At 32.6% G+C, this 15,162-nt stretch carries 14 protein-coding genes; all 14 read left to right on the top strand.

Features of this window, described 5'->3' with window-relative positions; translation table 11 throughout:
- Positions 1–14 precede the first annotated feature (14 nt).
- On the top strand, positions 15–458 hold the full coding sequence (locus R9X47_RS02975) for a divergent PAP2 family protein (RefSeq protein ID WP_432665211.1): 444 nt from the start codon (positions 15–17) through the stop codon (positions 456–458).
- 845 nt (positions 459–1,303) lie between these two features.
- On the top strand, positions 1,304–1,921 hold the full coding sequence (locus tag R9X47_RS02970) for a hypothetical protein (RefSeq protein ID WP_432665210.1): 618 nt from the start codon (positions 1,304–1,306) through the stop codon (positions 1,919–1,921).
- 99 nt (positions 1,922–2,020) lie between these two features.
- Entirely contained in the window at positions 2,021–3,904 is a 1,884-nt protein-coding gene (gene dxs, locus R9X47_RS02965) for a 1-deoxy-D-xylulose-5-phosphate synthase (protein WP_432665209.1), read from the top strand.
- 219 nt (positions 3,905–4,123) lie between these two features.
- Positions 4,124–4,930 carry a TlyA family RNA methyltransferase gene (locus tag R9X47_RS02960; RefSeq protein WP_432665208.1) on the top strand — a complete coding sequence of 269 codons (807 nt, stop codon included), beginning with the start codon at positions 4,124–4,126 and terminating at the stop codon, positions 4,928–4,930.
- 174 nt (positions 4,931–5,104) lie between these two features.
- Positions 5,105–5,554: an arginine repressor gene (locus R9X47_RS02955; RefSeq protein WP_432665207.1), complete on the top strand. Its 450-nt coding sequence runs from the start codon at positions 5,105–5,107 to the stop codon at positions 5,552–5,554.
- 14 nt (positions 5,555–5,568) lie between these two features.
- Positions 5,569–7,287, top strand: coding sequence for a DNA repair protein RecN (gene recN, locus R9X47_RS02950; RefSeq protein ID WP_432665206.1), 1,719 nt, complete (start codon positions 5,569–5,571; stop codon positions 7,285–7,287).
- A gap of 342 nt (positions 7,288–7,629) precedes the next feature.
- Positions 7,630–8,934 (top strand): SpoIVB peptidase, encoded by a 1,305-nt coding sequence (spoIVB, locus tag R9X47_RS02945; RefSeq protein ID WP_432665205.1) that lies wholly within the window; start codon positions 7,630–7,632, stop codon positions 8,932–8,934.
- A 240-nt stretch (positions 8,935–9,174) separates the two neighbouring features.
- Positions 9,175–9,984: a sporulation transcription factor Spo0A gene (gene spo0A / locus R9X47_RS02940; RefSeq protein WP_432665204.1), complete on the top strand. Its 810-nt coding sequence runs from the start codon at positions 9,175–9,177 to the stop codon at positions 9,982–9,984.
- A gap of 284 nt (positions 9,985–10,268) precedes the next feature.
- Positions 10,269–11,120, top strand: coding sequence for a sigma-E processing peptidase SpoIIGA (gene spoIIGA / locus R9X47_RS02935; protein ID WP_432665203.1), 852 nt, complete (start codon positions 10,269–10,271; stop codon positions 11,118–11,120).
- A 46-nt stretch (positions 11,121–11,166) separates the two neighbouring features.
- A complete protein-coding gene (gene sigE, locus R9X47_RS02930; protein ID WP_432667579.1) occupies positions 11,167–11,868 on the top strand; it encodes an RNA polymerase sporulation sigma factor SigE in 702 nt (233 codons plus the stop codon).
- Positions 11,869–12,021: 153 nt separating this feature from the next.
- On the top strand, positions 12,022–12,807 hold the full coding sequence (gene sigG, locus R9X47_RS02925; protein ID WP_432665202.1) for an RNA polymerase sporulation sigma factor SigG: 786 nt from the start codon (positions 12,022–12,024) through the stop codon (positions 12,805–12,807).
- 364 nt (positions 12,808–13,171) lie between these two features.
- Entirely contained in the window at positions 13,172–13,495 is a 324-nt protein-coding gene (locus tag R9X47_RS02920; RefSeq protein ID WP_432665201.1) for a YlmC/YmxH family sporulation protein, read from the top strand.
- Between the two features lie 120 nt (positions 13,496–13,615).
- On the top strand, positions 13,616–14,077 hold the full coding sequence (gene nrdR, locus R9X47_RS02915) for a transcriptional regulator NrdR (RefSeq protein ID WP_432665200.1): 462 nt from the start codon (positions 13,616–13,618) through the stop codon (positions 14,075–14,077).
- 142 nt (positions 14,078–14,219) lie between these two features.
- The gene (gene pgeF, locus R9X47_RS02910; RefSeq protein WP_432665199.1) at positions 14,220–15,041 is read left to right on the top strand and encodes a peptidoglycan editing factor PgeF; all 822 of its coding nucleotides are present in this window, start codon (positions 14,220–14,222) and stop codon (positions 15,039–15,041) included.
- The last annotated feature ends 121 nt before the right edge of the window (positions 15,042–15,162 follow it).

Below are 15,162 nucleotides of genomic sequence, written 5' to 3'. Positions count from 1 at the left end.
GAGGGGGAAATTGAGTGACATTTATAACTGAACTCTTTAAAAATGATGTGTTTAATGCATCCCTTACCTCCTGGTTTATTGCACAAGCAATGAAGGTTGTTCTTACCCTTCTTACTAAAAAGAAATTTGACCTCTACAGGTTTGTTGGGTCAGGTGGAATGCCAAGTTCTCATTCATCAATGGTAATGGGCTTGTCTACTGCTGTAGGATTAAAAGCAGGTTGGGACTCCATTTCATATGGAATAGCTTTGGTGTTTTCTTTGATAATTATGTATGATGCAGCAGGAGTTAGAAGGGCTGTTGGAAAACAGGCGATAATATTAAATAAAATATTAGAGGATAAGCATAAGCATAGGCCGATAAAGGATAAAAGGCTAAAGGAGCTTGTAGGCCATACACCTGTGGAGGTTTTTGCTGGTGCTCTATTAGGGATTGTCGTTGCAAACTTAATGATATAAAGCGGTCCTTAGGACTGTTGAATTTTTTAATTAATTAAATGATCTAAAAAGATTATTGCCTAATTTTACATTTGAAGTTTATAGATTTTTATGCTATAATGTCTTTTACACTTGAGAGGTGCAGTATTCTAGTCAGAGCTTCTAATTCTGAAGGCGGGCCTAAAAATCCGTCAAAGGGCACATCGATGAAGTTCCTGGTATTGGCTTGCGACGCCCAGTCGGGGGTTGATGCTGGGAGTAAGGATCAGGGGGCGATCCACAATGGCATGTGGGCGTTGACCCTCTATCCGCGGAGACCTAGATTATTTATTAATTTAGGATGAACCTGCAATGTGGTGGTTTCTCTGCTACGTGCAGTGTAGCCTGCCTTGAGTGGAATAGGTGGACGGGTATGTATATGCTTCTATTTTATGGGCCCATAAAATGGCAGTATTTGTATTCTAAACCTATTCTGCAAAAGAGGCTAGGAATTAGTTTGCCTGTTGAGGAAAACTCCTAGACTGTTCCGTCATGGAGGTATATTAAGGATTACAGTACAGACTTAGTGGTAGTCTAGTTTTGTATTTGGCAACAATACGAATATAGGTTTAATGGGAAACCGCTGATCCGGCAACGGAACAGTACCTATATGGGAAATCCTACTAGACCTAAGCTGTAAAGTTTACTTAATATACTACCCTCGGGTGATAGTTGTAAAAAACTGATGGCATTAGCTATCAGTTTTTTTCAATGAGCAAATTGCATAATTACTAACTAAAAGAACTTGCTAACATATATGGACTTAAAAGCCCTAGGGCTATACAACATATACATAAATTACCCCAAGGTAAAAGGGTGTGTTTTGATTGGGTAGTAAAAAAATCGAAAAAAAGAAAAGTAGTAAATTGGCTTTAAAGTTCAAAAGGTATAATATTAAGTGGGTAGTAAATATTACAATAATTACTTTTATTTTGGCTGTGTTGATGAGTTTTTCTTCTGAAGCATTATTAAGGAATACTACTGTATCTATAGCTTTTCTGATTTTGATAATAATCGTATTTATAGGGATAGTATCAGATTTAATTGGTATAGCTGTTGCTACTGCCGATGAAAAACCATTCCATGCAATGGCATCAAAAAAGATAGAGGCTGCAAAGTATGCCATTAGATTAATAAAAAATGCAGGCCCTGTATCAAATTTTTGTAACGATGTTATTGGAGACATTGCTGGAATAATCAGTGGTGCAGCAGGAACAATAATTTTGGTACAAGTAAGTAAGGTATATAGTGGCATTAATACTGCTATTTACGGTACTATATTAAGTGGGATGGTTGCGTCTATAACAGTTGGTGGGAAGGCTCTAGGAAAAGAAATTGCGCTAAAAAAGTCTAAAGAAATTGTTTTTTACGTTTCAAAAGTACTTCATTGGTTAAATATTAAGTTAAAGATAGATTTATTACCGAAAAACAATAAGAAAAACTAATCCCGGATTATTTATGTGAAGTATACTGCAAATCCCATAATTTCTATGAATAATCTAGGCTAAAGATAATCAACAAAAAAGAAAGTGAGATGAAGTGATTTGAGTGAACTTATTAAAACTATTAATTCACCAAAGGATATAAAGAAACTAAGCTATGAAAAGCTAGTTGAACTTAGTGAAGAAATAAGAGAATTTTTGCTTCAATCGGTTTCTAAAACAGGAGGGCATTTAGCATCGAACTTAGGAGTTGTTGAATTGACCCTTGCTATGCATAAGGTCTTTAATAGCCCAAAGGACAAAATGATTTGGGATGTTGGCCATCAGGCCTATGTACATAAAATCGTAACAGGAAGAAGAGATGACTTTGATACTTTAAAAAAATTCAATGGTCTTAGTGGCTTTCCAAAACGTAAGGAAAGTACCCATGATTCCTTCGAGACAGGACACAGTAGTACTTCGATTTCAGCAGGACTCGGTATGGCCATGGCTAGGGATATTAAAGGGGAAAAATATTCCGTTATATCCGTTATTGGTGATGGTGCCTTAACCGGTGGGATGGCCTTTGAGGCTTTAAACCATGCAGGTCATTCTGAAAAGGACTTTATAGTAATATTGAACGATAATGACATGTCGATTTCTGAAAATGTTGGAGGAATGTCAAAATATCTAAATAGAATGAGAACAGACCCAATGTATTTCAAGGTAAAGGACGATGTGGAGCAAATATTAAGCAAAATTCCGGCTATAGGTAAATCCGTTGTAAAAACAGCTCACAAGGCAAAAGATACTATAAAGTATTTTTTTGTTCCTGGTATGCTATTTGAAGAGCTTGGATTTACATACATTGGTCCAATAGATGGCCATGACATAAAGGAAATCACTGGAGTACTTAAAAGAGCAAAAAGAATGAAGGGACCAGTTCTTATTCATGCCATCACAAAAAAAGGTAAGGGCTATGAGTTCGCTGAAAAGCACCCTGATAAGTATCATGGAATAGGTGCATTTGATTTAAAGACCGGTAAAAAGATCAGTAATCCAGCAGGACAAACTTATTCCAAAATATTTGGGAAAACATTGATTGAAGTGGCTAAGGAGAACCCCGATGTTGTTGCTATAACAGCTGCTATGCCTACTGGAACTGGACTTACAGAGTTTTCTAAGGAGTATCCTGATAGATTTTTTGATGTGGGAATAGCTGAGCAACATGCGGTAACCTTAGCAGCAGGATTAGCTGCGAATGGTTTACGGCCAGTATTCACTGTCTATTCAACTTTCCTACAGAGAGGATATGACCAAGTGTTGCATGATGTCTGTCTACAGAATTTACCTGTAGTCTTTTGTATTGATAGAGCAGGTATAGTTGGAGAGGACGGGGAAACTCATCATGGAGTTTTTGACCTATCATATTTAAGTAACATACCTAATTTAAAAATTCTTTCTCCAAAGGATGGGGACGAGCTTAGAACGATGATTAGATATGCTTTTTCTCAGGATAGTCCTGTTGCTATAAGATATCCAAGAGGGATAAGTAAAACCCTAACTATAGAAAATAGTAATGAAGATATTTTTGAAGAGAAAGCTGAAATAATTTCCAAAGGAAAGGATATAAGCATTATTGCTGTTGGTAAGATGGTTGGAACTGCATTGGAATTAGCTGAATTATTAAGGGAAGATGGTGTTGAAAGCACTGTTATAAATGCAAGGTTTATTAAGCCCCTTGATGAAAAGACTATACTAGGCAATATAAAAGATACTGACTATGTAATCACATTGGAAGATAATGTGAAAATAGGAGGTTTCGGAAGCCAAATTCTAAGTATGCTAAATGACTATGGAATAAATAATAAAAAGGTAAAAGTTTTTGGCTTTCCTGATAAATTTATAGAACATGGAGATACAGAGTTACTGTTTAGACATTATAACTTATATGCCCAAGGCATATATAAAGAGGTAATTAAAGATATCAAGCTTTCAGAAGTTTAAAGCCAGAGCATTCATAGAAGGGTTTAAAGCTACTTGCAAGCTTTCAAACTTTCTATGAATAATACTGGTTTAAACGAAAGTTGAGCAGGGTAAATATTGATATAGGGATTCCAGTAAAACTACTAATTTATACATATACAAAACTTCAAGGAGCGCTTGAAATTTGCATATGCATAGAGAAAGTTTTACTAGGAGATCGCTATAATTAAGGAGAATAACATGGAGAAAAAGGTTAGAATTGATACACTACTAGTTGAAAAAGCCCTCTTTGAGACTCGTGAAAAGGCAAAAAAAGCACTTATGAGTGGGATAATATATGTGGACAATCAAAAGGTAGATAAAGCTGGAATGAAGGTCAATGCTGAGGCTAACATAGAGGTTAGGGGGAAAGCGCTCCCATATGTAAGTAGAGGTGGACTCAAGATTGAGAAAGCTATAGAGAAGTATGAGATAGATCTTAAGGACAAGACCTGCATGGACGTTGGTGCTTCAACAGGGGGCTTTACAGATTGTATGCTTCAAAATGGAGCTAAAAAGGTATTTTCTATAGATGTTGGCTACGGACAACTCGATTGGAAACTTAGGCAGGATGAGAGAGTAGTCTGCATGGAGAGAACTAATGTTAGATATGTAAAGCCGGAAGATATTGGAGAAGGAATTGATTTTGCATCAATTGATGTTTCATTTATTTCTCTTAAGATAGTTCTACCTGTAGTAAAGGAATTGGTGAAGGAAAATGGACAGGTTATTTTTCTTATAAAACCTCAATTTGAAGCAGGTAGAAAGAAGGTTGGGAAGAAAGGCGTTGTAAGGGACAAGCGTGTTCATAAAGAAGTAATTGAAGAACTATTGAAGTTTACGTATGAGTTAGGCTTGACGATAGAAGGACTTACCTATTCTCCTATTAAGGGACCAAAGGGAAATATTGAATTCCTTGCGTATGTATTTAATAAGCCATCAGAGGAAGAATTAGATGTCGAGAAGTTAGCCTTAGAAGTAGTAGAAAGAGCACATCAAGGATTATAGATAAGGAGTATATAATCTAAATTATTCATAGAAATTCAGAACTGTTAGCGTAGCTCAAACTTTATATGAATAATCTGGGCAAAAAAAGAGGAAATTGTAATACAGTGTAGAATATTTATACAGTACCGTAAAAAAAGGTTTTCCTATAAAAATATTTTTTTCTGGGAGGTTTTTATGAAATACTCTAGACATGCTAAAATACTTGAGATTATTGAAGATTATGAGGTGGAAACTCAAGAAGAACTGGCAGAATACTTAAAAAAGAATGGCTTTAATGTTACTCAGGCTACGGTTTCCAGAGATATTAAAGAACTTAGATTGATAAAAGTTCTAACTAAGAATGGCAGATATAAATATGCTGCTATCAAACAGCAAGAGAGTGTAATATCAGATCGTTTAATAAAGATCTTTAAGGACTCCGTTTTATCTATTGACCATTCAGGAAATATTATTGTGCTAAAAACCCTTAGTGGTGCAGCCAATGCCGCAGCTGAAGCCATTGACGTTTTAGATGTTAAAGAAACAGTGGGGACGATTGCAGGCGATAATACTATTTTTATATTGGTTAGAGAGAATGCAGATAAACATGAAATTATGGATCAGTTTAAAAAATTAATGAGATAAAATGGGAGGGCAATATGCTCCTTGAACTAAATATTGAAAATTTTGTTTTGATTGAAAATGTGAATATCAACTTTACTGAAGGTTTTAATGTCCTATCTGGTGAGACGGGAGCAGGAAAATCTATTATAATAGACGCCATAGGTCTAGCCTTAGGCGGAAAATCAAGTAAAAACTATGTTAGAACTGGTAATGACAAAGCAATAATACAAATAGTTTTTGAGTTTAAAAGTGAAGAATTAAAGAATTTACTTTTTGAATATGGCATTGATTGTGAAGATAATATTATTATTCTAAATAGAGAAATTTTTGGCACTGGAAAGAGCATTTCAAGGATAAATGGAAGAATTGTTCAGTTATCATTTGCAAAGAAAGTTGCCAAAATGCTTATTGATATTCATGGACAGCATGAACATCAATCCCTTCTTTACACAGAAAATCACTTACACATGTTAGACATGTTTGGAAATGAAGTTCTCTCAAAAGACCTAGCAAAGGTTAGAAAGAAGCATAGTGAATTAAAGGAAACCGAACTAAAGCTAAATTCTATAAATCAAAATGACAAAGAGAGAGAACGAAGAATAGATCTTATAAAGTTTCAGATTGATGAAATTGATTCATGTGGCCTTAAAACCGATGAAGATAATAAATTAGCAAAACAATATGACCTATTAAAAAATAGTGAGAATATATTTACTGTTATACATGAAAGTCATGAGAAAATTTCTGCTGGAATAAATGATGAACAATCGATATTAGGGATATTATCCAAGGTTTTGGTAGAATTCAGTAAGATATCAGACCTTGATGAAGATATATTGGGATTTAGTAACGAGCTTCAGGATATTTCTTATAGATTACAAGATATTACAAATGACATGAGACGTTATAATGAAAACATAACATATGATTCTGAACTGTTATTAGAGATAGAAAAGAGATTGGACACCATAAATGATTTAAAAAGGAAGTATGGAAATACTATTGAAGAAATTTTGCAGTATAGAGAAGAACTCTATATGGAACTTGAGGAATTAGAAGATAGCACTAATAGAATAGAAGTCTTAAGTAAAAAGCTTGAAGCATTAAAAGCTGAGTATTTGGAGCTAAGTAATAAGCTGAGTGTCCAAAGAAAAGATATAGCAAAGAAATTCGAAGGAAAAATGATGGGTGAACTAAGGGATTTAAATTTCGAGAAGACTGAGTTCAAAGTTAGCATAAAACCTAATTTTGATAAAAACGATAATTTGGTGTTAACAAAATACGGTACTGATAGAGTCGAATTTTTAATTTCAACTAATCCTGGTGAACCGTTAAAGTCCTTGGCAAAAGTTGCATCTGGCGGTGAAATGTCAAGAATTATGCTTGCTATGAAGGTAATATTAGCAAAAATTGATAATATACCTACTCTTATTTTCGATGAGATTGATACAGGTATAAGTGGAGAAACTGCAAATGTTGTTGGAGAAAAAATTGCACTTATAGCAAAGACACATCAAACCATATGTATTACTCATTTGCCTCAAATAGCAGTGATGGCAGATAATCATCTGTTTATTGAGAAACAGGTTTCTGACACTAAAACAAAAACTTTGATTAGAAAGCTCAGCATTGAGGAAAGAACCAATGAAATAAGCAGGCTTATAGGTGGATATAAGATAACTGATTTAACTTTAAAGCATGCAAGAGAGTTGTTAGATATGGCTGAAAAAACTAAAAAAGGATTTATTTCATAATTAAACAAGTGAAAGTCGCAATAAATTGCGGCTTTTTTTATTTTTTGTAAAAGAAATTTAAAAAAACGAAGAAACTCGATGTATAGAGAGTCGTTATTTGAAAATTCGGTTATTTTAACCCAAAAATTGATAGATTTTTAAACATCATATATAGAATAATGACTTTGATAATAGGCTACATTATTAATAGAGCCTAAATTTAAAATCAGTAAATCAACAATTATTTTTTCATTAAATCTAAAAAAACATGCAATAAAAATGAAAAAGCAAGATTTACTGAGGAGAATTTATGTTCTTTGAATACTTGATATGGGGAGTGATTAATGTAGGGAGTGGATTCCTTTGAGACATAAGAAGAAAAAAATTATCATCTTTACAGTCTTAGCAATGTTTTTAAGTTTAGTTTCATTTAATGTGGCTAAATTTATTTACTATCCAGCTCAAATAAATATATTTGAGGGAGAGGGACGAATTTTAGACATTAAATATCCCTTTGAGATCACAAACAATGAAGAAGATGAGATAATTGAGATTTCAGTAGAAGATGATAATGACGAAAAAAATAATAAAGTAAAGATAATACCACTCAAAAATGGAAAAACAAATCTTCAAATAAAACTACTAGGTATATTGCCTGTAAAGAAATTAGAGATTGATGTATTTCCTAGACTAAAGCTAGTACCTGGTGGAAATTCGATTGGAGTAAAACTGAACACTAAAGGAGTATTAGTGGTTGGATTAGAAGAAATAGAAGGATACGACAATAAGCACTACAATCCAGGCTATGATGGTGGACTGAGAATAGGCGACAGCATACTTGAGATAGACGGAACAAAGGTGAAGGATGCGGACCATGTCATAGAGCTGATTAACAGAAATAAAGGGAAAGAAATACAGGTGAAGGTAAAGCGTAATGAAAGCTACCTGAACTTTAAAATAAGACCAGTGAAGAGTAAAATGTATAGTAATTATAAAATAGGACTTTGGGTTAAGGATAAAACAGCAGGTGTAGGAACATTAACATTCTATGAACCTAAAAGCAAAGTTTATGGAGCCTTAGGTCACGCAATATCTGATGCAGAAACAGGAAAAATATTGCCTATAGGAAAAGGAGAAATATTGAAGTCAAAGGTGGTTTCCATAAAACAAGGAAAAAGAGGTAAAGCAGGCGAAATAAGAGGAATCTTCCTAGAAACAACAGATCCACTTGGCAAGCTTGAAAAAAACACAGACTATGGTATATATGGAACAATGTACACGAAGCTTGAGAATCCAATTTATAAAGAACCGATTGAGATTGCAATGCAGCATGAGATCAAGTTGGGCCCAGCGAAGATTCTTACTACCACCGATGATAATAGTATTAAGGAATATGATGTAGTAATTGAGAAAATTAATATTCAAAGAAAATTGAGTAATAAAAGTATGATAGTAAGGATAGTCGATAAGGATCTTCTTGAAAAAACAGGTGGAATTGTACAAGGTATGAGTGGAAGTCCTATCATACAAAATGATAAAATAATTGGTGCAGTAACCCATGTGTTTGTAAATGACCCAACTAAGGGATATGGAATTTTTATTGAATGGATGTTAAAGGAATCAGGAATAAAATCTGTAGATAAGAGAAAATTAAGAAAAGCAAGCTAAAAAAATGTTTTAAAATTTATTAGATCAATTAAGCGACTGAGGTCATAAAAGACTGGGGTCGCTTTTTAAGTCCAGATATTTTAGAATATGCAGTTAGCCATGAAATTTATATAAATAATCTGGGTTTAATTGTCTGATGCTATAATTTTTTGGAAAATTTTAAAAAAGGGAAGGAGATTTATTGTTTATGTCGAATTCAATCTTTATGCGTGTTAGAACATATTATAAGGGGGTAACATTGTGAAAGAAAGAATAAAGATATTAATAGCAGATGATAATAAAGATTTCTGTGATATTTTGTATGAATATCTAAGTAAACAGAATGATTTAGAGATTGTTGGGGTTGCTAAGGATGGGATAGAAGCCATAGAGGTTTTGGCTCAAACCACACCAGACGTCATGATTCTTGATATTATTATGCCGCATTTAGACGGCTTAGGCGTACTTGAGAAGATGCATTCTTTAGATATACCTAAGATTCCTAAGGTTATAATTCTTTCTGCAGTAGGACAAGATAGAATCACTCAGAAAGCCATTAACTTAGGCGCCGATTATTATGTGGTAAAGCCATTTGACTTCGAAGTATTTATAAAGAGAATTAGGCAATTAATGGGGAATGCAGAAGAGAATTTTGAAAGAAGAAGATCATTAAAGGAATATAGTATTTCAAGTTTAGACAGTAATCAGAAGAAAAGTATATCCATTGAGGCAGAAATTACAAATATTATACACGAAATTGGCGTTCCTGCTCATATAAAGGGTTATTTATATCTTAGAGAAGCTATTGGTATGGTAGTAGAGAATATTGAATATCTAAGTGCTGTTACTAAGGAATTATATCCTAATATAGCTGAAAAGTTCAATACTACACCAAGTAGAGTTGAAAGAGCAATCAGACATGCTATAGAAGTTGCTTGGAGTAGAGGAAAAATAGATACGATAAATAGATTATTTGGATACACAGTACATAATGGTAAAGGTAAACCAACAAACAGTGAGTTTATAGCAATGGTTGCAGATAAACTAAGAATTGAGCAAAAGATAGGCTAATTACATAACAATAAACACCTCGTAATTATAAGATTTAAACATCTTTAATTGGAGGTGTTTTTTTTATGCATTGTTTTATTGTGGAAAATTTTGTATTATAAAAGTTCACTTTCGACTTCAAAGTATGACAGATTTTTATATATTTAATTATTATAATAGACATATATTATAAACAAACTGAATAATAAATAGTAAGTAATATTGTCTCCTCATGTAATGAGAGATATTGAGGTGAAAGAATGATTGAGATTTATGCTGAATATTTGTTCTTGGAGAATTTTATTATGAACTTTATAATTCTTCATATAACGAGTTACTTTTGTAAATATCAAGGAAAGACTTTTAAATTAGGATTAGGGGCGGCTGTAGGGGCTCTATACGCTTTTATAATCTTTTTTCCATCATTACATTTCCTTCTTTCATTTTCAATGAAACTAGTGGCCTCTATGTTGATAATTGTTATATCATTTACACCAGAAAAATTTAGAGATTTCTTTAAGTATCTAAGTGTATTTTACCTAGTTTCTTTTGTTTTTGGTGGTACAGCCTTTGCATTGTTTTATTTTACTAATTTTAATACAATCCTTAGCAATGGTATATTTTACTCAAACAATTTCAGTTTTAGAGCGTTATTCTATTCTGTTGCGGTGGCCTATGTATTGATTGTAATTAGTATTGGATTTCTAAAGAATAAGATTAATAAAGAAAACCTTTATAAACAGATTATAATTGAATTTGATAGCAAGAAGAAAGAGATTAATGCATTAATTGATACTGGCAATACCCTCGCTGATCCTATATCACAGTTTCCAGTGATAGTAGTAGAATACAATGCAATTGAAGAACTACTGCCCGATGGCATAAAAGATATTTTTCGGGATGATAATTCTAAGAAACTTGAAAATGTATCAACAATACTTCAAAGTTCTAATTGGATGAATAGGTTTAGAATAATACCATTTACATCCTTAGGCAAGGAAAATGGGATATTGATTGGATTTAAACCTGATAAAGTAATGTTGGAAATAAAAGGGGATGAGATGAACATAACTAAGACTATCATTGGGATAAGTACAAATAGATTATCTAAGAATGGTGATTATAGAGCTTTGTTAAATCCAGACATATTGGTATAATTAGGGGGGTTAATAAATGGGTTACTTTAACAAACTAAGAATTAAAATGAAGCTTATTCTTATTAAAGTATTAAAAAAACTGAATATTTTATCTGAAGATACTGTTTATTATATCGGAGGGAATGAGACACTGCCACCTCCCCTTAACTCAGAGGAAGAACTATTATTCGTTACTAAACTGCAACATGGTGATGAGTCTGTTAGAAGCGTACTAATTGAGCGCAACCTTAGACTTGTGGTATATATTGCAAGAAAGTTTGAAAACACAGGTATAGGCGTTGAGGACTTAATATCGATAGGAACTATTGGGCTTATCAAAGCAGTAAATACCTTTGATCCCAATAAAAAGATCAAACTAGCTACATATGCTTCAAGATGTATAGAAAATGAAATTCTAATGTTTTTAAGAAGAAATAATAAAGTGAAATCTGAGATTTCCATAGATGAGCCTCTTAATATCGACTGGGATGGTAATGAGCTTCTATTATCTGATATTTTAGGCACAGAAAATGATTTGATCTACAAAAATCTAGAGGAAGAGATTGATAGAGAACTATTGAAAATCGCATTAAAAAAACTATCAAATAGAGAAAAAAGGATAATGGATTTAAGGTTTGGATTATCAAATGGTGAGGAAAAAACACAAAAAGAAGTTGCAGACATGTTGGGTATCTCTCAGTCCTATATTTCTAGACTGGAAAAGAGAATAATTTTTAGACTAAAAAAAGAAATAAATAGAATGATTTAGAAGAGTTGATTCCACTGGATTCACTCTTCTTTTTCTTTTTTTGTGGCAAAACATAATAGAATAATCTAGAAAATCTCAAGTATTAAATAGCAATTTTTAGGCAATAATTTTTTTTGAAAGGGGGAATTTTCTAAAATAGGAGGGCATGACGGAATGTATAACAATAAAGTTGAAATTTGTGGAGTTAATACCTCAAAACTGCCTGTGTTGAAGAACAAAGAAATGAGGCAATTGTTTCCACTTATACATAATGGCGATATGGAGGCCCGCGATAAATTTATTAAAGGAAACTTAAGACTTGTATTGAGTGTCATACAACGTTTTAATAATAGAGGGGAATATGTAGACGATTTATTTCAAGTTGGCTGTATTGGTCTTATTAAAGCAATAGACAATTTTGATCTTAGTCAAAATGTAAAATTTTCTACCTATGCAGTTCCAATGATTATTGGAGAGATCCGACGATACTTAAGGGATAACAATGCTATAAGAGTAAGTAGGTCGCTTAGAGATAAAGCTTATAAAGCACTGCAGGTTAGAGATCAGTTAATTAACAAAAATTCAAAGGAACCCACAATAGCCGAGATTTCTAAGGAGTTAAATATTTCAAAGGAAGACATAGTATTTGCCTTAGACGCGATTCAAGATCCAATTTCATTATTTGAACCGATTTATCAAGATAGCGGCGATGCTATTTTTGTGATGGATCAGGTAAGCGACGAAAAAAGTATCGATGAAAGTTGGATAGAAGGTATAGCTTTAAGAGAAGGATTAAGGAAGCTTAATGATAGAGAAAAGCTAATACTTACATTAAGATTTTTTAAAGGAAAGACACAGATGGAGGTTGCAGACGAAATTGGGATATCACAGGCCCAGGTTTCTAGACTGGAAAAGACAGCACTTAAGCATATGCAGAAGTATATAAAAGACTCATTTTAGAGTCTTTTGAGCCTGTTAACAAACCCGAAATCCTTCGTTGCTGCTTCAACCAAGAACCCTTACGTATGTCTATATACGCTGCGGTCTCTTGGTTCCAGCGCGCCTTGAACTTCAAGTTTCTTAACAGCCTGTCATTTTGTTAACTTTGTTAACAATCTGAAAAGACTCATTTTAGAGTCTTTTTTTATTGTGGCTATTTCTTGAAGAGAAATCTAGTGAAAATTTGATGATTTTAACCCAGAGTATTCATAAAAAATCCGGGTTTAAGTTTCTTTTTTCGTAAAAAATTACGAATAGAATAACGAAAAAAATAATATTAATTATATATAGTGTTAGTGTACAAACTTTTGAGTGAGGTGATCTTATGGTAACTACATCGGATTTAAGGATGAAAGAGGTTATTAATGTAGCAAATGGAAGTAGGATTGGATTTATATATGATTTTGAAATTAATCTAGAAAAAAATAGAGTTGAAGCTATTGTAGTACCTAGTGAGGGAAAGTTTCTAAAAATATTTAACAAAGATAGTGATCAGATAATCCCATGGAAAAGAATAGTTAAAATCGGTGAAGATGTTATTCTCGTTGAAATTAAAGAACCATTGTATTATGATGAGGAAGAAAAGGAATCTAAGGACTTAAATTTTATATTAGATAATATTCTCGAAAAAGAAGAAGATGAGGAATAAAACTTATATCTAGTAACCAACTTTAAATTTTATTCTATTACAATGTTGGTGACCTTTAATGGACGAAAATCATAAAATAGTATATAATTTTAGTAAATTTGACTAGGGGAGGGTATATAGATGAATTGTCCATTTTGTTCCCATTACGAAACTAAAGTAGTTGATTCAAGGCCGACTGACGAAGGACAAGCTATTAGAAGAAGAAGAGAATGTATTACTTGTAAAAAAAGATTTACTACCTATGAAAAAGTTGAAGAAATACCAATAATTATAGTAAAAAAGGATGGAAATCGTCAATCATTTAATAGAAATAAAATTATTAATGGCTTGATAAGAGCTTGTGAAAAGCGCCCTGTATCTATGCAGTTAATTGAAAAAACAGTGGATGATATTGAAAGACAGCTTCACAATAGTATGGAAAAAGAAGTTATGTCTGAAAGCATTGGAAAAATGGTTATGGATGCTTTGAAAAACATCGATGAGGTAGCATATGTAAGATTTGCATCAGTGTATAGACAGTTTAAAGATATTAATACCTTTATGGAAGAAGTGAAAAAGTTATTAAATGAAAAAAATGACTAATATATAATTAGGAGAGGAAATTGCATAATACATGTAAGTGATTTTAAAATGCAAAATGGAGTTGAGAGAGCCACGCAGAGTATCTATATGTTGCATTTTGATATTAAATATGTTAATTATGCAAGTTTCATAGGTGATAAGTATGAGTAATTGGAAATTTGCTAAAAATGAAAAAGGTGAAGTGGTATTTTTTAAGATACCATCTTTTGAAGAATCTGGGCTGGTAAAGCATTGTTTTACCACGAGGCTTGGTGGGATTAGTAAAGCTCCATATTTAAGCCTTAACTTAGGTACGAAAACAGAAGATAATAAAAAAGATATATATATAAACTATGAAATTATTTGTAATACTTTAGATATAGATATTGGAAATTTAGTTCTTTCAGATCAAGTTCACAAGGATAACATAATGATAGTCAGTCAGGAACATAGAGGTAATGGAGTAATAACTGACAATAAATTGAGTGAAATTGATGGATTAATAACAAATAATAAGAATGTAGCTTTAGTTACTCTTTATGCCGATTGTGTTCCTATATTCATTTTAGATAAAAAAAGAAAAATCATAGCTTTAGCCCATGGAGGCTGGAGAGGGACAGTAAAGAAAATTGGGAAAAAGGTAATTGAAAAGATGTCTTCCGATTTTAACTCTGATCCAAAGGACTGTATTGTTGGGATAGGACCTTCTATAGGCAATTGCTGCTATGAAGTAGATGACTATGTAGTTAGTAAATTTAAGGAGAATTACGATAATGTTAATGAGTTTATTAAAGATAAAGGAGATGAAAAGTATTTGCTGGACCTGTGGACAGCAAATAAGATATCTTTAATAGAGGCAGGAATACCAGATGAAAACATAACCGTAAGTAATATATGTACTAAATGTAATAATGATCTCTTCTTTTCTTATAGAGCCGAAGATGGCAAAACTGGTAGAATGGCAGCGATATTGCAGTTGATCTAAAAAGAGCGTATACAGACGTTCTTTTTTTTGTGCTTTAAATACTCATTAAATAATCTAAATGTGAAATAATAAAAAAGAGTTAATGCTTACATAAACCCAGATTATTTATGAAAAATCCAAA

This window comes from Wukongibacter baidiensis (genome assembly GCF_050888315.1).
Taxonomy (GTDB): domain Bacteria; phylum Bacillota; class Clostridia; order Peptostreptococcales; family Caminicellaceae; genus Wukongibacter; species Wukongibacter baidiensis.
Note: the sequence above shows the minus strand (reverse complement) of the source record. Positions and strands in the feature narration are given on the sequence as shown.